Genomic DNA, 19403 nt, shown 5'->3' on the forward strand with positions numbered 1-19403 from the left:
CGCGACCGCTCATCCCTGGGCCTTGCTGCTGAGGCCGCCGAAGCGGCGGTCGCGGCGATGATACTCGGCGACCGCTTCCAGGAAGGCGCCGTGATCGAAATCGGGCCAGAAGGCCGGCGAGACCACGTATTCGGCATAGGCCGTCTGCCAGGTCAGGAAGTTCGAGAGACGCTGCTCGCCCGAGGTGCGGATGACGAGATCCGGGTCGGGGATCCCGGCCGTATCGAGCGTGCCCGTGATCGTGTCGAGCCCGATCGCGTCCGGCTGCAGACGGCCGGCGGCGACCTCGGCCGCGATGCGCTGCATCGCCCGCAGGATCTCCTGCCGGCCGCCATAATTGAAGGCCACGACCAGGGTCAGGCCCTTGTTGTCGCGGGTGCGCTCCTCGGCTTCGGCGAGCAGGGCAGCGATGTCGGACGTGAGATCGCTGCGCTCGCCGATCACGCGGATGCGCACGTCGTTGGCGTGGAGCTCGGCGAGGTCCCGGCGCACGAAGAGCTTGAGGAGCCCCATCAGCTCGGCCACCTCGGTCGGAGGCCGGCGCCAGTTCTCCGACGAGAAGCTGTAGATGGTCAGGTAGCGCACGCCGAGCAGGATGGCCGAGCGCACGGCGCGACGCACCGCCTCGACGCCCCGACGATGCCCCTCGAAGCGCGGCAAGCCGCGGCTCGAAGCCCAGCGGCCGTTGCCGTCCATGATGATCGCGACGTGCTGCGGGGGAGGCAGCGCGGGCTTGATCTCATGGCTCGTGGGCTCGGACTCGCCGGACAGCGCACCGCCCCCGCCATCGACCGCCGCCACCTGACGCGCGCCTTCCGATCGAATCAACGCGCCTCTCCCCCGATCCAGACCATGCAACACGGGGCGGCAACGCGCCGCCCCGCCTGAAATTACAACGGCGACCGCCGGGATCAGACCTGCATGATCTCCTTCTCCTTGGCGGAGAGTACGGTGTCGATCTCGGAAATATGGTCGTCGGTCGCCTTCTGCACGTCGCCCGCCTGACGCTTCTCGTCGTCCTGGCTGATGGCGCCGTCCTTCTCGAGCTTCTTGAGGATGTCGAGCCCGTCGCGGCGGACATGGCGCACGGCGACGCGGGCCTCCTCGGCGTATTTGTGGGCGACCTTGACCATCTCCTTGCGGCGCTGCTCGTTCATCTCGGGGATGCGCAGGCGGATGGTCTGGCCCTCGGTCATCGGGTTGAGGCCGAGATCGGATTCGCGGATCGCCTTCTCGACATGCGTCACCATCGAGCGGTCCCAGACCGAGATGGACAGGAGGCGCGGCTCCGGCACGCTCACGGTGGCGACCTGCGCCATCGGCATCAGCGCGCCGTAGGCCTCGACCTGGATCGGATCGAGCAGGCTCGGCGTCGCCCGGCCTGTGCGCAGGGAGCCGAGATCCTTGCTCAGGGAGGCGACGGCGCCCTGCATGCGGCGCTTGATGTCGTTGAGGTCGAAGTCCGGTGTGGCCATGTCGAAAGAAGGTCCCGACGCTTGGGCTGTGGAAGCGGCGCAGCCGGGCGAGCGGCTGCCTGCACGCGTTGCGGCTTCAATGAACGAAAACGCGTGCACCCGCAAATAGGAAGCGGCTGCCGAACGCCATCGGGCGGGTGCCGGCGCACCGCCTTTGAAAGCGTGGCGCGGCCCCGTCGCGCGGACGGATCGGGTCCCGCACCGATCGATCGGCCCGGAGGGGCAACGCGCGATCAGCGGAGAAGGGCATGAGGCTGGCCAAATGCGGTATGCGCTCCAACAATGGCGCCCCCGGAGGAACCATGCTGGAAGCGAAGGTGATCACCTGCTCGGTCCGGCGGGAAGCGCGGGACCTCTATGAAAGGCTCTGGCGACCCGAGAGCTTCCCGCAATGGGCCTCCGGCCTCAGCAACGGGCCCCTCGAACGCGACGGCGAAGGCTGGACCGCCCAGGGACCGGAGGGTCCCGTGAGGATCACCTTCACGCCGCACAACCTCTTCGGCGTGATGGATCACCGGGTCGATCTCGGCGACGGCCGAAGCGTCTTCGTGCCCCTGCGGATCGTGCCGAACGGGGAAGGCAGCGAGGTCATGCTGACGCTGTTCCGGCAGCCCGGCACGAGCGACGCGCAATTCGCCGAGGACGAGGCCTGGATCCGGCGCGACCTGGCGGCGCTCGTCGCCCTGGCGGAGGGGCCTCCCGGCCCCTGACGCCTTCCGGAGCGGGGACGCCCCTACGGCGCCACCAGGGTGGAGGGCGCGTCGCCGGTCAGGATCGCGGTGACGGAGCTCGGCGGATGGAGCGAGCCGACCACGATGGAGAGCCTGCTCTCCCGCGCCAGGGCGAAAGCGGCCGTGTCCATGATCTTGAGGTCGCGGGCGATGGCCTCGTCGTGGCTCAGCCGGTCGTAGCGCCGCGCGTTCGGATCGCGCTTCGGATCGGCGGAATAGACGCCGTCGACCTGGGTGGCCTTCAGCACCGCGTCGCAGCGCAGTTCCGCCGCGCGCAGCACCGCGGCCGTGTCGGTGGTGAAGTAGGGGTTTCCGGTGCCGCCGGCGAGCACCACGACCTGGCCCTTGTCGAGATGGTGCAGGGCGGGCTGCCGGGCGAAGGTCTCGCAGATCGTCGGCATCGAGACCGCCGACATGGTGCGGGCCGCCACACCCGCGGCGTTGAGCGCGGTCTCGATGGCCAGCGAATTCATCACCGTCGCCATCATCCCGAGCGAATCGCCCGTCGCCCGGTCGATCCAGCCGGCCTGGGAGATGCGGGCGCCGCGGATCATGTTGCCGCCGCCCACCACCACGGCGATCTCGAAACCATGCCGGATGGTGCTGGCGATGTCCTCGGCCAGGGACGCCAAGGTCGGCGGATGGAGCCAATAGCCGTCCGGGGCGGCAAGCGCCTCACCGGAGAGCTTGACGAGGACGCGACGGAACGGCGCCTTCTCCGGCATCTAGGGCTCCTCAATACGCTGGGGGGAACGCGAAGTCCCGCGGCTTCTATCAAGGCCCGTACCAGAACGTCGAGGGGCGACGGCATCGCTGCCGCCGCCCCTTTTCAACATGGAGGAAAGCGTGGATCGCGCTCAGCGCGACATGCTCGCGACCTCGGCCGCGAAGTCCGGGCCCTCTTCCTTCTCGATGCCCTCGCCGAGGGCGTAACGCACGAAGCCCTTGATCGCGACCGGGGCGCCGGCCTTGCCCTCGGCCTCCTTCAGGACCTGGGTGATGGTCTTGGAGCCGTCATGCACGAAGGGCTGCTCCAGGAGGGTGACCTCCTTGTAGTAGCTCTTCAGGCCGCTCTCGATGATCTTGGCGAGGACATGGTCCGGCTTGCCGGCGTTCTTCTCGCGCAGGATGTTGCTCTCGCGCTCGACGGTCGCGGTGTCGACGCCGGAAGCGTCGAGGGCCACCGGGTTGGTCGCGGCGACGTGCATGGCGATCTGGCGGCCGAGGGTCGACAGGAACTCGACGTCACCGGTCGATTCGAGCGCGACGAGCACGCCGATCTTGCCGAGACCCTCGCTGATCTGGTTGTGCACGTAGGAGGCGATCACGCCCTGGCCAACCTCGAGCTTGGCGACGCGGCGCAGGGTCATGTTCTCGCCGATCGTGGCGATCAGGTTCGAGAGCGTGTCCTTCACGGTCGTGGAGGAGCCGGGGAAGGTCGCGGCCTCCAGGCTCTCCAGGGTGCCGTCGGTGTTCAGCGCGAGCTTGGCGGCCTCGCGGGCGAAGGCCTGGAAGCTGTCGTTGCGGGCAACGAAGTCGGTCTCGGAGTTCACCTCGAGGATCGCGGCGTGACGGCCGGCGGACTCGACGGCGACGAGGCCCTCGGCAGCGACACGGCCGGCCTTCTTGGCGGCCTTGGCGAGACCCTTCTTGCGCAGCCAGTCGATCGCCGCCTCGAGGTCGCCGTCGGTCTCGTTGAGCGCGCCCTTGCAATCCATCATGCCGGCGCCGGTCTTCTCGCGCAGCTCCTTCACGAGGGCGGCGGTGATGTTGGCCATGGCGATCCTCTTTCGATTCAGCGGTATCTTGAAGTGAGTGAGCCCGGCGCTCGCTTAAAGCGCCGGGCTTTGCAGAGAGATGACGCGCGCCGCGGCACCGGGCCCGAGAGCCGGTGCCGTCGCCGATCAGGCCGCAGCGGCCTCGACGAAGGCGCGGGACTGCTCGATCCAGCCGTCGCGGCCGATGCGGCCGTTGAGCTTCAGATCGGCGTCGAGCTTGGCGACGTCGTCGGGCTGCATGGCAGCGATCTGCCAGTAGTGCCACACGCCGGCATCGTTGAGCTTCTGCACGAGCTGCGGGCCGACGCCGGTGAGCTTGGTCAGGTCGTCGGGGGCGCCGCGCGGGGCGGCGAGGAGCTCGAAATGCTCGGTCGACTCGGCGAGCGCCGCGACGTCGGCCGGGTTGATCGAGCCGGACTCGATGGAGGCGACGGCGTCGTCATTGGCCGGCAGCTCCTCGGCGGTCGGCTCCTCGGAGGCGCCGACATCGATGCCGAGCGCGCCCTGGCCGCGGCCGATGCCCTCGATCGCCGCGCGGGCGACGAGATCGCAGTACAGCGCGATGGCGCGGCCGGCGTCGTCGTTGGCGGGGACGACGTAGGTGATGCCGTCGGGGTTGCAGTTCGAGTCGACGATGGCCGCGACCGGGATGCCGAGGCGGTTCGCCTCCTTGATCGCCAGCTGCTCCTTGTTGGTGTCGATCACGAACAGCAGGTCGGGCACGCCGCCCATGTCCTTGATGCCGCCGAGCGCCTTCTCGAGCTTCTCCTTCTCACGGGAGAGCATCAGGCGCTCCTTCTTGGTGAGGCCGACGGCGCCGCCATCGAGGGTCTCGTCGACCTTGCGCAGGCGCTGGATCGAGCCCGAGATGGTCTTCCAATTGGTCAGCATGCCGCCGAGCCAGCGGGAATTGACGTAGTACTGGGCGGAGCGCTTGGCCGCCTCGGCGATGGCATCCGCCGCCTGGCGCTTGGTGCCGACGAACAGCACGCGGCCGCCGCGGGCCACGGTGTCGCTCACCGCCTGCAGGGCGGAGTGCATCGCCGGCACGGTCTGGGCGAGGTCGATGATGTGGATGTTGTTGCGGGTGCCGAAGATGTACGAAGCCATCTTCGGGTTCCAGCGGTGGGCCTGATGCCCGAAATGCGCGCCTGACTCGAGGAGCTGGCGCATGGTGAAATCGACGGCCATGATGCTTTGTTCTCTCCGGTTGGTACCGCCGCGGAGGAAGCGACCGACCTGAGGCCGGCCACCGGAAACGCCTCATTCATGCATGAGGCCGGCTCCGCGTGTGGGATGGGCGGGGGCGTTAGCAGAAGCGGGGACGCGGCGCAAGCCAAGCCCCTCCTCCAGGCTCAGCCCGCGACGCGGCCGACCTCGTCCCTGGTCCGCTCGATCATGGCGAGCACCGCGACGTAGAAGGCCTGCTGCAGGGGCGAGAAAGTGTCCGGCCGGATGCCGTCCGAAAGCCGGTCGAGCAGCGCGTCCAGGGCGGCCGGGCGCGCCCGCGGATCCGGCTCGGCCAGGGCGTGTTCGAGGACGGCGCCCTGCACCGCGGCGAAGTCGTCGCGCTCGGCGCGCGCGATGAAGCCGTGCAGGACGGCAGCGGTCTGATCGATGGAAGCCATCGGCGCTTATGGGCCGCAATCGCCCCGCCAGGCAATCACGCAGATGGCGCGAAGACGGCGGCGATCTCGGCGGGCCGCATCACGCGGCATTCTCCCGCCGGTAGATCCGCCGGCAGGTCGAGGCCGCCGACCCGGTCGCGGTGGAGCGCCGTGACGTGATTACCCAACGCCGCGAACATGCGGCGGACCTGATGGTAGCGCCCCTCGTGCAGGGTCACGGCACAATGGGTCGCGTCCTGGCCCTCGAAGCCGACCGGCAACAGGGGCTTGTCCTCGCCCTCCAGCATCAGCGTCCCGGAGGCCAGGGCCGCCGCCTCGTCGCCCCGGAGCGGCCGGTCGAGCGTCACCTGGTAGCGCTTGGCGACCTTGGCCTTGGGCGAGATGATCCGGTGCAGCAGCGCGCCGTCATCGGTGAGCAGGAGCAGGCCTGAGGTCTCCTTGTCGAGGCGCCCCACCGTCGAGAGGGCGGGGTCGCGCCGGCGCCAGCGCTCGGGCAGCAGGCCGTAGACGAGCGGCCCCGCCTCCTTGTGCGAGCAGGTCACGCCCAGCGGCTTGTGCAGCATCAGGCAGAGACCGGGCAGGGGATCGAGGGGGGCGCCGTCGATCCTCATCCGCTCGGGCAGGTCGGCCTCGAGGGCGATGCGGCCGCCGGCATCGTTCAACGCCGCGCCGTCGAGGGTGATGCGACCACCCCAGGCCAAAGCCTGGATCTCCCGGCGGGAGCCGTAGCCGAGATTGGCGAGGAGCTTGTCGAGACGGACGGACTTGCTCATCCGTTCCTCTTGCCGAAGGCCTTGCCGGAACCCGTGGCCTTGCGCGCCTCGATCACCTTGTAGCCGTCGCCCGCGGCCCGCTGCGTCACCTCGCGGAAATGCTCCCGCAGGGTGGCCTCGTAGGGCAGATGGGTGTTGGCGGTGAGCCAGAGGCTGCCGCCGGGGCGCAGGACCTGGGCCGCCCGGGCAATGAAGGCCTGACCCAGGCTGCGGTCCTCGGCGCCCCCGTCATGGAAGGGCGGGTTCATCACCACGAAGTCAAGCCGCGACAGGGTCTCGTCCGGCTGGCGCAGGTCGGCCCAGCGGAAGCGCGCGCGGGCGTCCCCCACGTTGCGCTCGGCCATGGCGACGGCGCGCCGGTCGATGTCGATCATCGCGAGCTCGGTCACCGCGGGCGAGCGCAGCACGGCCATGGACAGGATGCCGAGGCCGCAGCCGAAATCGGCGCCGCGGCCGGACAGCATCGGCAGGGTCTCGATCAGCAGGGCCGAGCCGGGATCGAGACGGTCCCAGGAGAAGATGCCAGGCTGGGTGCACAGAGCCATGTTGTCGATGTGGCGCGGCGCCCCCTCGGCGATGGCTTCCTCAAGCCCCTCCGGCCGTTCCGGCCGGGACAGGAGGCAGATCCGGTGATGGCGGCGCGCCTCCTCGGCGATCACGGCCCCGAAGGCGGCGAGCTCCTTGGCGAGGCGCGCCCCGCCCCGGTCCTTGGGCGCCAGCGCCACGCAGCGCCCGCCCGGGGCGAGCCCGCGCAGTGCCAGTGCGAGGGTGTAGCGCCGCTCGATCGTGCCGGCGGGGGCGAGCACCACGGCGCCGTCGAGGCTGCCGGGGCTCACATCCTCCAGGCGCGGGGAGCCGGGAAAGAAGGGCGAGACCTGCGCCGCGCCGGAGGCGACCTCCACGAGGCCGGCCGGGGGGAGGCCGTAGACGACGTGCTGCATCTTTTCTGGAATTCGGACTTCAAACGCTTCGGTCCGGGAACGCACGTCGTGGCCGGAGGTCACGCGCGAAGCGGTGCCTCGGGTCGCAAACGGACGAATCGACCGGGGATAACTCTCGTATAGCCGGATTCGGCGGCGTCCGGGACGGCTTTTCGCGGGCTGCCCCGGCCTCGGCCGGCCGTCAGTGGCCGGCCGCGTCCAGGGCCGCGCCCGGCTTGTCGTAGCTGCCGAGCCGCTCGACCATGGTGGCGGTGGCCGCGTTCATGCCGACGACCTCCACCGCGACGCCGTGATGGCGGAACTTCAGCACCACCCGGTCGAGGGCGTTCACGCTGGTGATGTCCCAGAAATGCGCGGCCGAGAGATCGATCACGATACGGTCGAGATCGGTTTCCCGGACATCGAAGGCCGCATGGAAGGCCTCCGCCGTCGCGAAGAAGATCTGGCCGCTGACCCGGTAGGTGCGAGCCCGCCCCGCGCGCGTAGAGGTGACGCCGAAGAGGCGCGTCACCTTGTGGGCGAAGAACAGCCCGCTCAGCGCCACGCCGAACAGCACGCCCCGGGCGAGGTCGTGGGTCGCCACCACCACCGCGACGGTGCCGAGCATGACGACGCTCGACGAGCGCGGATGCGTGAGGAGCGTCCGCAGCGACCTCCACTGGAAGGTGTTGATCGAGACCATGATCATCACGGCGACGAGCGCGGCCATGGGGATCTGCGCCACGTAGGGCCCCAGCACCACGATCAGGAACAGCAGGAAGGCGCCGGCCCAGAGGGTCGAGAGCCGTCCGCGGCCGCCGGAGGAGACGTTGATCACCGACTGGCCGATCATCGCGCAGCCAGCCATGCCGCCGAGGAAGCCGGAGGCGATGTTGGCCGCGCCCTGGCCGGCGCATTCGCGGTTCTTGTCGGAGGTGGTGTCGGTCATCTCGTCGATGATCGCCGCCGTCATCAGGCTCTCCAACAGCCCGACCATGGCGATGGTGGCCGATGTCGGCAGGATGATTCGCAGGGTCTCCAGGGTGAAGGGCACCTGCGGCAGGGCGAACCAGGGCAGCTCGCTCGGCAGCGCGCCCATGTCCCCGACCCGATGGATCGGCAGGTCGAGAGCCATCGCCACCGCCGAGAACAGCACGATCGTCACCAGGGGCGAGGGGATGGCCCTGGTCAGGTAGGGGAGCCCGTAGATCACCACGAGGCCGGCCGCCGTCATCGCGTAGACGATCATGCCCTGGCCGATCAGCTCCGGCATCTGGGCGAGGAAGATCAGGATCGCCAGGGCGTTGACGAAGCCGGTCACGACCGAGCGCGAGACGAAGCGCATCAGGTTGCCGAGCCGGGCCGCGCTCGCGGCGAGCTGCAGGAGGCCGGTGAGGATGGTCGCCGCGTAGAGGTAGGCGACGCCGTGCTCCTTCACGAGGCCGGTCATCAGGAGCGCCGTCGCTCCGGTCGCCGCCGAGATCATGGCGGGGCGGCCGCCGGCGAAGGCGCTGACGACGGCGATGCAGAACGAGGCATAGAGCCCAACCTTCGGGTCGACGCCGGCGATGATCGAGAAGGCGATCGCCTCAGGGATCAGCGCCAGGGCGACCACCGTTCCGGCGAGCAGCTCACGGGTGACGTTCGGAGCCCATTCGCTCCGCAGACGGACGAGATTCATGGAGGCAGCGCTTTCGTGCTCCCGCGCGCCACGCGGCGCCGACAGGAGGCATGAGCCCGCGCGGCAGCGGCGCAGGCGGATGAGGGAAAGGACGACGGAGAGCGCGCGGCTACGGCGGCGTGGGCCGGCTCTGGCGGGTGGCTCGATCCTGCGTCATGGGTCGGCGTGTAACAGGTTCATGCTGCGGCGCAATCGGAAAACGCTCACTTCCGCCCCTGAACGAATTTCAAAAAAGCAACGTGAAATTTTATTAGTAGTACGGATCACCGAATTTATGAATTTTAATAAAATACTCAAATGCCAATTTTATAGGTTAAAATCATGATTTTAATTTTTCATTTTTATAATAGATTATAATCTAGAAATTTAAATCCATACAATCGTCCTCCGAGAGATCATTTATGAAACTTGCCAGACATCTTGCAGCATTACGAGCAGCATAACCTCGCCAATTTGTTTTACCGTGATCGGAATTGCTCTTTCCAGAGGCTGGATCAGAGAGTCCTCGGAATACCAATCCATCGATGGGATGCCTCCGCAGATCTGAAAAAGCCTGCAATGCACGCAGAAATCCATACATCTCCATTTCTACAGCACGATACTCGCGATCGGATGCGACAAGCTCTCGCCTAGTCTCGTCACAATCCAACACCAAATCCCAACAAAATATTTTTCCAACCTCACTTTCGCTTTCTCTAGGCAGAGAACAATCTCCCAGAAACTGCCTCACATCAGATCCACTAAAGTCAATAAAATTGCTAGCAAAATAATCACTGGCCCTATCAAACATTTTTCTAGATATAACCGGCCCATTTGGCATTGTAGATTCTAATTTTTTTCCCGAAGACATTCTGGTAAATGATTTATAGGCATAGGACCCAGACACAACGACATCGCCAAGCTGGCGCTTATCGTGGTTCATGTTTCCAGCAATTCCACACAAAAATGCAAATCTAGGATTAAATCTAGACAACATATTTGTCGTCTCAATAGCGCAGGCCAAGTTGCCAGCTTCATAAATAGCCCGCACCGCAATACGGGGCCTCCAGTTTTTACTGGTGTTAATCTCTAAAAGAGTAGTACTGCCAGGCAAATCGCGCTTATTGGCAGCAGGCCATTTAGATGAAAATTCCTTCAGAATAGCCTGTCGCTCAAGCTTTGGTATAATAGTAATAACAACTATGTCGGCGCTTGACTCGATATCTGACATTACGCTTCTCAACAAATGATAGTGCGCCTAAAATCCTTACATCTAACCATGATTCTGCCAATCTCAAAACGCATCTTCATATCTCTTAGCTTAATTCGTCCAACCGCCTCATATTTTTCTCTAAATAGAATCCCATTTGTGTCTAAAGAATAGATAACATAAAAACATCCAGGACCACTACCGACCAAGTCTATACTGCAGGCAAATATATCACCGAGCATAAATCTTACGGCAGTCACAACTCGAAGCAATCGCCAACCGGGATGGCCGGGCCATTCCACGACAATTTCTACAGGCGATACGCGCTCTCTCGAGCGCCTATCCAAAAGAGCGAGCTCGACTGTTTCTGCAGCCCGCATATTAGCATCCCATGACTTGACCCGATTAATCCGGACCACCTTCAACAGAATCTCAGTCAAAAAATCAATCAAAAAAATCACCTGTACAGCAAAAACCTCTTGAAAATCAGGCTGCCTATGTAGATGCAAGTGCAAAAATCTGAAATGAATTTCATAGTATTATATTCGAACATTAGCAAAAAATTGGCGCCCAAAAAAGAAAAATCAAAACAAAATCATCAAATTTTTATAAAATTCCCGATACATCAAGAGCGATTTAGAGAACTAAAAACTTGTCAGTTGCGGGGGAACTCCAGCCCCATCTCCCGGTAGCGGGCGGGATCGTCGGCCCAGTTCTCGCGCACCTTCACGTGCAGGAACAGGTGCACCTTGGCCTCGGCGGCCTCGGCGATCTCCAGCCGGGCGGCCTGGCCGATCGCCTTGATGGTCTGGCCGTTCTTGCCGAGCACGATGGAGCGCTGGCTCTCCCGCTCGACGAAGATGGTCTGCTCGATGCGCACCGAGCCGTCCTGCTTCACCTGCCACTGGTCGGTCTCGACGGTGGAGCGGTAGGGCAGCTCCTCGTGCAGGCGGTCGTAGATCTTCTCGCGGGTGATCTCGGCGGCGAGCATGCGCAGGGGCGCGTCCGAGACCTGGTCCTCCGGGTAGAGCCAGGGCCCCGCGGGCATCATCGCGGCGAGCGACTTGCGCAGCGCCTCGATGCCGTCGCCGTTGAGCGCCGAGATCATGAAGGTCTCGGTGAAGGGGATGCGCTCGTTCAGGGTCTTGGCGAGGCCGAGTAGCTTCTCGCGGGGGATCAGGTCGATCTTGTTGAGCACGAGCAGCTTCGGGCGCTTCACGTCCGGGACGCGCCCGAGCAGCCGCTCCACCTCCTCGTCCACGCCCTTGCGCGCGTCGATCAGCAGGCAGATCGCATCCGCATCCGCGGCGCCGCCCCAGGCCGACTGCACCATGGCCCGGTCGAGCCGGCGCTTGGGCGCGAAGATGCCGGGCGTGTCGACGAGGACGATCTGCGCCGAGCCCTCCATCACGATGCCGCGCACCAGCGCCCGGGTCGTCTGCACCTTGCGGGAAACGATCGAGACCTTGGTGCCGACCAGGGCGTTGAGCAGCGTCGACTTGCCGGCATTCGGCACGCCGATCAGGGCGACGAAGCCGGCCTTCGCATCGGCCGGGATCTGCGGCAGCAGGCTTTCCGGCGCGGCTTCGTGTCCGTGGTCTTCGTCTTCAGCCATCGCTGTTCCCGTCCTGGGTTGCGCCGATCCCCTCCCGTGCCAGCACGGACTGGGCAGCCTCCTGCTCGGCGACGCGCTTCGAGGAGCCCGTGCCGAAACCGGGCTCGATGCCCTTCACCCGGACGGCGATTCGGAAGACCGGAGCATGATCCGGGCCGGAGCGCTCCACCACCTCGTAGACCGGGATCGGCAGGGAACGGGCCATCGCCCATTCCTGAAGAGCCGACTTGGCGTCGCGCCCGCGGGGCGCCGCCGTCTCCTGCTCCGGCCGGAAGGCATCGCGCACGATCGCCTTGGCCTTGTCGAAGCCGGCATCGAGATAGACCGCGCCGAGGATCGACTCGCAGGCATCGGCGAGGATGGTCTGGTTGCGCCGCCCCCCGCCCTGCACCTCGCCGATGCCGAGCTCAAGATGCGGGCCGACCTGCCACTGCGTCGAGACCGCCGCGCAGGTCTCCCGGCGCACGAGACCGGCAAGGCGGCGCGACAGCTCGCCCTCGTCGGCCTCGGGAAAGGCAGCATAGAGCAGTTCCGCCACGGCGAGGCCGAGCACACGGTCGCCGAGGAATTCCAGTCTCTGATAGCTGCCGGTGCGGCCCGAATTCCCCGCCTTGCTGACATGGGTCAAGGCGAGCCGGAGCAGGTCCGGATCGGCGAAGTCGTGGCCGATGCGCGCCTCCAGCTCCTGCAGGGAAGGCCGGGGGCGCTGGGCGCGGCGGGCGCGGCTCGAGGGGCGCGGGGCTCCGCCGTCTCCGGGTGCGGGTGCGTCGCTCACATCAGTGGATCGTCGAGAACAGGCGGCCCCAGCGGACATCCGCCGGCCAGCGCCAGATCTGCCAGGCGGGCGTTCCCTCGTCGATCGAGAAGAAGATCATTTCCGCCCGGCCGACGAGGTTCTCGAAGGGAACGTAGCCGACGCTGGCGAGGTCCCGCGAATCCGTGGAATTGTCGCGGTTGTCGCCCATCATGAAGAAGTGGCCCGGGGGCACCGTGTAGAGCTCGGTGTTGTCCCAGAAACCGTGGTCGCCGTCGCGCTCGATCGTGCGGTGCACGACGCCGCCGGGCAGCGTCTCCTGGTACTGGGGCACCTTGGTCGACTGCCCGAAGGCGTCGAAGGTCTCGTAATCGGCGATGCGCTCGCGCTTGACCGGCTTGCCGTTGATGTTGAGCACGCCCTCGATCACCTGGATCTTGTCGCCGGGCAGGCCGATCACGCGCTTGATGTAATCCGTCGAGTTGTCCTTGGGCAGCTTGAACACGGCGATGTCGCCGCGCTTGGGCTCGGCGCCCCAGATCCGGCCCTGGCCGCCGATCGGCAGATACTCGCCCAGCGGCAGGGAGTATTTCGAGTAGCCGTAGGAATATTTCGAGACGAACAGGTAGTCGCCGATCAGGAGTGTCGGGATCAGCGAGCCCGAGGGGATGTTGAAGGGCTGGAACAGCAGCGTGCGCACCACCAGCGCGATCAGGAGGGCCTGGACGCCGACCTTCACGGTCTCGCGGATGCTCGCCCAGGTGCCGGTGTCGGAGGACCGGAGGGCCGGCTTGGTCTCGTGATCCACGCGCGCGGTTTCCATCAGTCTCAGTCGTCTCCGCGGCGTCCGGGCCGGATCGGCCCGCAAGGCAGCCGCGTGGGATGCGGGCGCGTCTCGCCCGCGGGAGTGGCGGCGGTCTAGACCAAGCTTACGCCCCCCGCAACGCAAGCCTTGAGCGCCGTGCCCTTTCGCACCGGGCCGGCCAGCGGCCCAGCGAGGCGCCTTCTTAGCCTGCTCAGGGCTCTCCCGGCACCGCTTCGATGATCACGAAGGCTTGCGCCAGGGGCGGGTCGTCGGTGAGGGAGATGTGCAGTCTGGCCACGTGCCCGGCCGGCACCAGGGCCTCGAGGCGCGCCTTGGCGCCGCCGGTGAGTCGCAGCGTCGGCGCGCCGCCGGGCAGGTTCACCACCTCCATGTCGCGCCAGAACACCCCGAGCGCCATGCCGGTGCCGAGCGCCTTGGCGCAAGCCTCCTTGGCCGCGAAGCGCCGGGCGTAGGACGGGGCGCGGGCCGCCCGGGCGTCGCATTTGGCCCGCTCGTCATCGGTGAAGACGCGGTGGGTGAAACGGTCGCCGAAGCGCTCCAGCGAGGCCTCGATCCGGCGGATGTCGCAGAGATCGGAACCGATGCCGACGATCATGCGAGCCCCGCGGCGTTCTCCCGGGCCCGGTCCATCGCCGCGCGCATGTCCCGCACCGCCTGGCGCAGACCGACGAAGATTGCCTCGGCGATCAGCGCGTGGCCGATATTGAGCTCCTTCAGCTCGGGGATCGCCGCCACCGGGCCGACGCTGTCGAGGGTGAGACCGTGCCCGGCATGCACCTCGAGGCCGATCTGCGTGCCGTAGCGGGCCGCCCGCAGGATTCGGTCGAGCTCGGCGCGCAGGCGCAGGGCGTCCCCCTCGATCGCCGCCTCGCAATAGCGGCCGGTATGGAGCTCCACCACCGGCGCGGCGAGGGCCCGGGCCGCATCCATCACCGCCTCGTCCGGCTCGACGAAGAGGGAGACGCGGATGCCCGCCTCGGAAAGGGCCGCGATGCGGGGCGCGAGGTGATCCCGGCCGCCGACGATGTCGAGGCCGCCCTCGGTGGTCCGCTCCTCGCGCTTCTCCGGGACGAGGCAGGCGGCATGCGGCCTCGTGGCGAGCGCGATGCCGACCATCTCGTCGGTGGCCGCCATCTCCAGGTTGAGGGGCACGGAGAGCTGGCGCAGGGCGGCGATGTCGGTGTCGCGGATATGCCGGCGGTCCTCGCGCAGATGCGCGGTGATGCCGTCCGCCCCCGCCGCCACCGCCTCGTGCGCGGCGCGCACCGGATCGGGATAGGCGCCGCCGCGGGCGTTCCGCACGGTGGCCACGTGATCGATGTTGACGCCGAGACGAAGGGACGAGGCGGACACGGGGCCGGGTCTCCGAGGATTGCGCGGCCTGCTCTAGACGAGCGGGCCTTCGAAAGGAATGCGGGCGCGCTTCGTCCGGCTCCCGCGCAGCCCAGTCATGCCGCGCCCACATCGGAACGCGGCGGGCGGTCTCGCCTGCTCCGCTTGCGCGCGGGCGCAACACTTCCGATCTGGCAGGCGAAGGGGACATCGCCCGGGCGGCCCGGCCGCCCATCGCCAGGACATCCGCACCATGCCCCGCCTCTCGATCCTGGATCTCGCCTTCATTCCCGAGGGCGCGACCCCGGCCGATGCGCTCGCCAACAGCCTCGATCTCGCGCGCCATGCCGAGCGCCTCGGCTACAACCGGTTCTGGCTCGCCGAGCACCACAACATGGTCGGCATCGCCAGCGCGGCGACGGCGGTGGTGATCGGCCACGTCGCCGCCGGCACGAAAACGATCCGGGTCGGGGCGGGCGGGATCATGCTGCCCAACCACGCCCCGCTCGTGATCGCCGAGCAGTTCGGCACCCTGGCGGCGCTACATCCGGGCCGGATCGATCTCGGCCTCGGCCGGGCGCCGGGCACGGACGGCCTGACCCTGCGGGCCCTGCGCCGCTCGCCGGACGCGGCCGACAGCTTCCCGCAGGACGTGGTCGAATTGCAGGCGCTGCTCGGGCCGCTCCAGCCGAACCAGCGGGTCCAGGCGGTGCCGGGCACCGGCTCGGAGGTGCCGCTCTGGATCCTCGGATCCAGCCTGTTCGGGGCGCAGCTCGCGGCGATGCTCGGGCTGCCCTACGCCTTCGCCTCGCATTTCGCCCCGGACGCCCTGCTGCCGGCGCTCGAGGCCTATCGCAGCCGCTTTCAGCCCTCCGGGCAGCTCCGGCGGCCCTATGCCATGGTCGGGGTGAACGTCGTGGCCGCGGAGACGGACGCGGAGGCGCGGCGGCTCTTCACCTCGGCCCAGCAGCAATTCACGAACCTCGTGCGCGGCACCCGCGGCCTGCTGCGCCCGCCGATCGACGACATCGAGACCTACTGGAGCCCCGCCGAGAAGGCCCAGGCCTCCCGGATGCTCGCCCGCGCCATCGTCGGCTCGCGGGAGACCGTGCGCGCGGGGCTCGACCGTCTTATCGCGGAGACCGGCGCGGACGAGCTGATGGTCGCCTCCGCGATCCACGATCACGGCGCCCGCCTCCGCTCCTATGCGATCCTGGCCGAAGCGGCGGAGATGCGCACGGCGGAAGAGGTCGCGGCCTGACGGCGCCTCGCCGGCAGCCCTCCCCTCTGCGAGCGACGAAGCCGAAAACCGCGGCCCCATCGTTGCCATCCCGCGAAAACTCCGTTATGGGCGCGCCTTCGCGTTCGCTCCGGCCGGGGGCTGAACGGACGGTGCCGCCTGCGGCACAGGGCCTGACCGCCCGTCGTCCCGTGTCTCCGCCTTCGATCAACCGCTCGGGCCATCATCAAGGGCTCGAAGGGCTTGGCGCCGAGCGAAATGCGAGACGAACCGGCCCGAACTCTCCGCGCCCTGCGCGGCCGGGCTACCTTTGACCGTTAGACAAGGCCCGAGAATGCCTCTCTACGAACACGTCTTCCTGGCGCGCCAGGATGTGACGTCCCAGCAGGTCGAGACCATGGTCGAGACCTACAAGGGCGTCATCGAAGCCAATGGCGGCACGATCGAGAAGATCGAGCCCTGGGGCGTCAAGTCCCTGGCCTACCGCATCAAGAAGAACCGCAAGGCGCATTTCACGCTCCTCAACATCTCGGCTCCCCCGGCGGCGATCGCCGAGATGGAGCGCCAGATGCAGATCTCCGAGGACGTGCTGCGCTTCATGACCATCCGCGTCGAGCAGCTCGAGGCCGAGCCGTCCGCGATGATGCAGAAGCGCGACCGCGACGATCGCAAGGATCGCGACCGCGGCGACCGTCCGCGTCGTCGTGACGACGACTTCGGCGGCTTCGGCGGCGGCGAGCGCAACTTCGGCGGGGAGAACTGATCATGGCTTTCGGTGCTGGTGGCGGCGGTGGCCGTCGTCCGTTCTTCCGTCGGCGCAAGACCTGCCCGTTCTCGGGCGCCAACGCCCCGAAGATCGACTACAAGGACGTGAAGCTGCTCTCCCGCTACGTGTCGGAGCGCGGCAAGATCGTTCCCAGCCGCATCACGGCGGTCTCGGCCAAGAAGCAGCGTGAGCTCGCCCAGGCGATCAAGCGCGCCCGCTTCCTCGGCCTGCTGCCCTACGTGATCCGCTAAGGGTCGTTCGGCTTCCCGGCCCGCGTGTCTCGCGCGGGCCGGTTCACCTTTCCCGAGGGCAGCCCTGGAACGGGCCGCCCGATCGCTGGGGTGGTCCGGGGATGTCTCTCCGCCGCTCCTAACCCTGCCCTCGACGAGGGACAGCGGGACAGCGGAATTCGATGAACAAGGACATCGCATACGGCGTCGGCGCGGGCCTCGTCTCGGCACTCCTGTTCGGGGTGCTTCTGAAGGCGACCCCGCTCGCGATCGTCCTCTACCTGCTGGCCCCGCTGCCGATCCTGATCGTCGGCCTCGGCTGGAGCTACAGGGCCGGCCTCGCGGCGGTGGCCGCCGGCAGCCTGGTGCTCGCCGCCTTCGTCTCGCCCTATCTGGCCTTCGCCTTCGCGGTCTACCTCGCGATCCCCGCCTGGTGGCTCGCCTATCTCGCCATGCTCGGCCGGCCCTCCGCCGACGGCAGCCTCGAATGGTACCCGACCGGGCGCCTGCTCGCCTGGATCGCCGGCACGGCGGCCCTGGCCTTCGTCGCCATCGCAGTGATCGCCTCGCCGAACTACGAGACCTTCCGCGCCCAGCTCGGGGCGATGTCGAAGCGCGTCGTGCAGGTGCAGACCCAGGCCCGCACCGGCGCCCCCGCCCCGACCGGGGCAGAGACCGGCAGCGACAAACCCGCGCCGGCTCAGGAGCCCGCCCCCGAGGACAAGGGCCCCGAGGACCTGCAGAGCGAGGTGGCCGAGGCCCTGGCCACGGTCGCCCCGGCGCTCGCCGCCCAGGGCCTCGCCGTGCTCCTGACCTTCTATCTCTGGGCGGCGGCGCGCATCGTGCAGATCTCCGGCCGCCTCGCCCGGCCCTGGCCGGACATCCCGGCCACGGCGATGCCGCGGGCCGCGGTGGCGCTGCTCGGGGCCGCCTTCGGCCTCACCCTGGTGCCGGGCTATCCGAGCGTGCTCGGAGTGGCGCTGGTCGGCTCCTTCAGCGCCGCCTTCGCCCTCCAGGGGCTCGCCGCCTTCCACGATCGCAGCCGCGGCCGGCCCGGGCGCGGGGCGCTGCTGATCGGCCTCTACGTGGTGCTGTTCGCGACGCAGGGCGTCGCCTTCGTCGCCCTCTTCCTCTTCGGCATCGCCGACACGGTGCTCGGGCGACGGCGCCCGCAGCCCGTGCCGGGGCGCCGCTGACCCCTCCCGCCGGGTGAACCCGGCGGATCCTGCAAACACCGAAAAACTCGACCGAAAGGACACAGAACCATGGACGTCATCCTCCTCGAGCGCGTCGCCAAGCTCGGCCAGATGGGCGAGACCGTGAAGGTCCGCCCGGGCTACGCCCGCAACTTCCTCCTCGCCCGCGGCAAGGCCCTGCGCGCCACCGAGGCCAACAAGAAGCACTTCGAAGCCCAGCGCGCCCAGCTCGAGGCCCGCAACCTGGAGCGCCGCAGCGAGGCCCAGGCCGTCGCCGAGAAGCTCGACGGTCAGAGCTTCATCCTGGTTCGCCAGTCCGGCGAGACCGGCGTGCTCTACGGTTCCGTCTCGGCCCGCGACCTCGCCGAGATCGTGACCAAGGAAGGCTTCACCGTGAGCCGCGACCAGTTCGTGCTCAACCAGCCGATCAAGACCCTCGGCCTGCACACCGTGCCGGTGCACCTGCACCCCGAGGTCGAGGTCACCGTGACCGTGAACGTCGCCCGCAGCGCCGAGGAGGCCGAGCGCCAGGCCCGCGGCGAGGTCGTCACCGAGCGCGAGCAGTTCAACCTCGACGACCTCGGCCTCGAGGTCGGCCAGGCGCTGGCCGATGCCGGCGAGGGCGCCGACGACCGCGGCTGAGCCGCTTCCTCCCGCGGCGGCAGCGCCCCGGGGAGAACAACTGAAAAAAGATCCCGGGCCGATGTCGGCCCGGGACCAGCCGCATCGTCTTTCGAGGAGACGGGGCCGACGATGCCCCGGTCCTTCGAAGGAGCGGACGATGCGGGTGATGGTTCTGGTGAAGGCGACCACGGAGAGCGAGGCCGGGCAGATGCCCTCCGCCGAACTCCTCGAGGCCATGGGCCGGTTCAACGAGGCGCTGGCGGAGGCGGGCATCCTCCGGGCGGCCGACGGGCTTCACCCCTCCTCCCGGGGCAAGCGGGTCGCCTTCGACGGCACGGAGCGCAGGGTCATCGACGGCCCCTTCGCGCAGACGAAGGAGCTGGTGGCCGGCTTCTGGCTCTGGGAGGTGAAGGACATGGCGGAAGCCGTGGACTGGGTGAGGCGCTGCCCCAATCCCATGCCCGGCCCGAGCGAGATCGAGATCCGCCCCCTCTTCGAGATGTCCGATTTCGCCGCGCTGCAGGGCTGTTGAGCCGGCGCGAAGCGTTCCGGGACCCCGTGGACAGCGGGGACGATGCGCTTCCGGCGTTGACTTGTTCCCAATTCGTTCCAGCATAGCACCCGCGATTCCGGTCCTCGGAACCG

The 19403-nt window shown here is 67.6% G+C and carries 22 protein-coding genes; 7 read left to right on the top strand and 15 right to left on the bottom strand.

The genetic code is table 11. The annotated features are described in order from the left end of the window. Positions 1-9 precede the first annotated feature (9 nt). A complete protein-coding gene (locus tag MFF21_RS06340) occupies positions 10-771 on the bottom strand; it encodes an isoprenyl transferase (RefSeq protein WP_238310521.1) in 762 nt (253 codons plus the stop codon). A gap of 140 nt (positions 772-911) precedes the next feature. Next, positions 912-1475: a ribosome recycling factor gene (gene frr, locus MFF21_RS06345; protein ID WP_238310368.1), complete on the bottom strand. Its 564-nt coding sequence runs from the start codon at positions 1473-1475 to the stop codon at positions 912-914. A 302-nt stretch (positions 1476-1777) separates the two neighbouring features. Here frr and MFF21_RS06350 point away from each other — a divergent pair, with 302 nt between their 5' ends. Next, a complete protein-coding gene (locus MFF21_RS06350; RefSeq protein WP_238310369.1) occupies positions 1778-2185 on the top strand; it encodes a polyketide cyclase in 408 nt (135 codons plus the stop codon). Between the two features lie 23 nt (positions 2186-2208). On the opposite strand, the gene pyrH is transcribed toward MFF21_RS06350, so the two are convergent. The 13 genes from pyrH to MFF21_RS06415 form a co-directional block, all read right to left on the bottom strand. Next, positions 2209-2931, bottom strand: a complete 723-nt coding sequence (gene pyrH, locus MFF21_RS06355; RefSeq protein WP_238310370.1) for a UMP kinase — start codon at positions 2929-2931, stop codon at positions 2209-2211. Between the two features lie 132 nt (positions 2932-3063). Next, the gene (tsf, locus tag MFF21_RS06360) at positions 3064-3984 is read right to left on the bottom strand and encodes a translation elongation factor Ts (protein ID WP_238310371.1); all 921 of its coding nucleotides are present in this window, start codon (positions 3982-3984) and stop codon (positions 3064-3066) included. Between the two features lie 126 nt (positions 3985-4110). Then, a complete protein-coding gene (locus tag MFF21_RS06365; protein ID WP_238310372.1) occupies positions 4111-5175 on the bottom strand; it encodes a 30S ribosomal protein S2 in 1065 nt (354 codons plus the stop codon). A gap of 164 nt (positions 5176-5339) precedes the next feature. Continuing rightward, positions 5340-5612 carry a hypothetical protein gene (locus MFF21_RS06370; protein ID WP_238310373.1) on the bottom strand — a complete coding sequence of 91 codons (273 nt, stop codon included), beginning with the start codon at positions 5610-5612 and terminating at the stop codon, positions 5340-5342. A 35-nt stretch (positions 5613-5647) separates the two neighbouring features. Then, entirely contained in the window at positions 5648-6385 is a 738-nt protein-coding gene (locus MFF21_RS06375; protein ID WP_238310374.1) for a pseudouridine synthase, read from the bottom strand. Continuing rightward, positions 6382-7326 (bottom strand): class I SAM-dependent methyltransferase, encoded by a 945-nt coding sequence (locus MFF21_RS06380; RefSeq protein ID WP_238310375.1) that lies wholly within the window; start codon positions 7324-7326, stop codon positions 6382-6384. The genes MFF21_RS06375 and MFF21_RS06380 overlap by 4 nt, the downstream gene beginning before the upstream one ends. A 181-nt stretch (positions 7327-7507) precedes the next feature. After that, positions 7508-8986, bottom strand: coding sequence for a SulP family inorganic anion transporter (locus tag MFF21_RS06385; protein ID WP_238310376.1), 1479 nt, complete (start codon positions 8984-8986; stop codon positions 7508-7510). Between the two features lie 358 nt (positions 8987-9344). Further along, complete coding sequence (locus tag MFF21_RS06390) at positions 9345-10196, bottom strand: phosphorylase family protein (RefSeq protein ID WP_238310377.1); 852 nt, start codon at positions 10194-10196, stop codon at positions 9345-9347. Between the two features lie 634 nt (positions 10197-10830). After that, positions 10831-11790 (bottom strand): GTPase Era, encoded by a 960-nt coding sequence (gene era, locus MFF21_RS06395; protein ID WP_238310378.1) that lies wholly within the window; start codon positions 11788-11790, stop codon positions 10831-10833. After that, the gene (gene rnc, locus MFF21_RS06400; protein WP_238310379.1) at positions 11783-12565 is read right to left on the bottom strand and encodes a ribonuclease III; all 783 of its coding nucleotides are present in this window, start codon (positions 12563-12565) and stop codon (positions 11783-11785) included. Before rnc ends, era begins: the two co-directional genes overlap by 8 nt. Position 12566: 1 nt before the next feature. After that, positions 12567-13367 carry a signal peptidase I gene (gene lepB, locus MFF21_RS06405; RefSeq protein ID WP_238310380.1) on the bottom strand — a complete coding sequence of 267 codons (801 nt, stop codon included), beginning with the start codon at positions 13365-13367 and terminating at the stop codon, positions 12567-12569. Between the two features lie 193 nt (positions 13368-13560). Next, on the bottom strand, positions 13561-13965 hold the full coding sequence (acpS, locus tag MFF21_RS06410) for a holo-ACP synthase (protein WP_238310381.1): 405 nt from the start codon (positions 13963-13965) through the stop codon (positions 13561-13563). Then, positions 13962-14723: a pyridoxine 5'-phosphate synthase gene (locus MFF21_RS06415; RefSeq protein WP_238310382.1), complete on the bottom strand. Its 762-nt coding sequence runs from the start codon at positions 14721-14723 to the stop codon at positions 13962-13964. Before MFF21_RS06415 ends, acpS begins: the two co-directional genes overlap by 4 nt. Before the next feature lie 232 nt (positions 14724-14955). On the opposite strand from MFF21_RS06415, the gene MFF21_RS06420 reads away from it, so the two are divergent. From MFF21_RS06420 to MFF21_RS06445, 6 genes are all read left to right on the top strand, one after another. Then, positions 14956-15963 (top strand): LLM class flavin-dependent oxidoreductase, encoded by a 1008-nt coding sequence (locus MFF21_RS06420; protein WP_238310384.1) that lies wholly within the window; start codon positions 14956-14958, stop codon positions 15961-15963. A 313-nt stretch (positions 15964-16276) separates the two neighbouring features. Next, positions 16277-16705 carry a 30S ribosomal protein S6 gene (rpsF, locus tag MFF21_RS06425; RefSeq protein WP_238310386.1) on the top strand — a complete coding sequence of 143 codons (429 nt, stop codon included), beginning with the start codon at positions 16277-16279 and terminating at the stop codon, positions 16703-16705. Positions 16706-16707: 2 nt separating this feature from the next. Next, on the top strand, positions 16708-16959 hold the full coding sequence (gene rpsR / locus MFF21_RS06430) for a 30S ribosomal protein S18 (RefSeq protein ID WP_238310387.1): 252 nt from the start codon (positions 16708-16710) through the stop codon (positions 16957-16959). A 161-nt stretch (positions 16960-17120) separates the two neighbouring features. After that, positions 17121-18134, top strand: coding sequence for a DUF2232 domain-containing protein (locus MFF21_RS06435; RefSeq protein ID WP_238310389.1), 1014 nt, complete (start codon positions 17121-17123; stop codon positions 18132-18134). 69 nt (positions 18135-18203) lie between these two features. Beyond that, positions 18204-18776, top strand: coding sequence for a 50S ribosomal protein L9 (gene rplI, locus MFF21_RS06440; RefSeq protein WP_238310390.1), 573 nt, complete (start codon positions 18204-18206; stop codon positions 18774-18776). 139 nt (positions 18777-18915) lie between these two features. Further along, positions 18916-19290 carry a YciI family protein gene (locus MFF21_RS06445; RefSeq protein ID WP_238310392.1) on the top strand — a complete coding sequence of 125 codons (375 nt, stop codon included), beginning with the start codon at positions 18916-18918 and terminating at the stop codon, positions 19288-19290. The last annotated feature ends 113 nt before the right edge of the window (positions 19291-19403 follow it).

The organism is Methylobacterium organophilum (assembly GCF_022179465.1).
Classification (GTDB): Bacteria; Pseudomonadota; Alphaproteobacteria; order Rhizobiales; family Beijerinckiaceae; genus Methylobacterium; species Methylobacterium organophilum.

Coding starts and splice junctions, on each gene's coding strand:
- era (WP_238310378.1), bottom strand. CDS start 11,790: ATGGCTGAAGACGAAGACCACGGACACGAAGCCGCGCCGGAAAGCCTG.
- MFF21_RS06435 (WP_238310389.1), top strand. CDS start 17,121: ATGAACAAGGACATCGCATACGGCGTCGGCGCGGGCCTCGTCTCGGCA.
- MFF21_RS06380 (WP_238310375.1), bottom strand. CDS start 7,326: ATGCAGCACGTCGTCTACGGCCTCCCCCCGGCCGGCCTCGTGGAGGTC.
- rpsR (WP_238310387.1), top strand. CDS start 16,708: ATGGCTTTCGGTGCTGGTGGCGGCGGTGGCCGTCGTCCGTTCTTCCGT.
- rpsF (WP_238310386.1), top strand. CDS start 16,277: ATGCCTCTCTACGAACACGTCTTCCTGGCGCGCCAGGATGTGACGTCC.
- pyrH (WP_238310370.1), bottom strand. CDS start 2,931: ATGCCGGAGAAGGCGCCGTTCCGTCGCGTCCTCGTCAAGCTCTCCGGT.
- MFF21_RS06365 (WP_238310372.1), bottom strand. CDS start 5,175: ATGGCCGTCGATTTCACCATGCGCCAGCTCCTCGAGTCAGGCGCGCAT.
- tsf (WP_238310371.1), bottom strand. CDS start 3,984: ATGGCCAACATCACCGCCGCCCTCGTGAAGGAGCTGCGCGAGAAGACC.
- MFF21_RS06370 (WP_238310373.1), bottom strand. CDS start 5,612: ATGGCTTCCATCGATCAGACCGCTGCCGTCCTGCACGGCTTCATCGCG.
- MFF21_RS06385 (WP_238310376.1), bottom strand. CDS start 8,986: ATGAATCTCGTCCGTCTGCGGAGCGAATGGGCTCCGAACGTCACCCGT.
- frr (WP_238310368.1), bottom strand. CDS start 1,475: ATGGCCACACCGGACTTCGACCTCAACGACATCAAGCGCCGCATGCAG.
- MFF21_RS06350 (WP_238310369.1), top strand. CDS start 1,778: ATGCTGGAAGCGAAGGTGATCACCTGCTCGGTCCGGCGGGAAGCGCGG.
- acpS (WP_238310381.1), bottom strand. CDS start 13,965: ATGATCGTCGGCATCGGTTCCGATCTCTGCGACATCCGCCGGATCGAG.
- MFF21_RS06390 (WP_238310377.1), bottom strand. CDS start 10,196: ATGTCAGATATCGAGTCAAGCGCCGACATAGTTGTTATTACTATTATA.
- MFF21_RS06420 (WP_238310384.1), top strand. CDS start 14,956: ATGCCCCGCCTCTCGATCCTGGATCTCGCCTTCATTCCCGAGGGCGCG.
- MFF21_RS06375 (WP_238310374.1), bottom strand. CDS start 6,385: ATGAGCAAGTCCGTCCGTCTCGACAAGCTCCTCGCCAATCTCGGCTAC.
- lepB (WP_238310380.1), bottom strand. CDS start 13,367: ATGGAAACCGCGCGCGTGGATCACGAGACCAAGCCGGCCCTCCGGTCC.
- rplI (WP_238310390.1), top strand. CDS start 18,204: ATGGACGTCATCCTCCTCGAGCGCGTCGCCAAGCTCGGCCAGATGGGC.
- MFF21_RS06445 (WP_238310392.1), top strand. CDS start 18,916: ATGCGGGTGATGGTTCTGGTGAAGGCGACCACGGAGAGCGAGGCCGGG.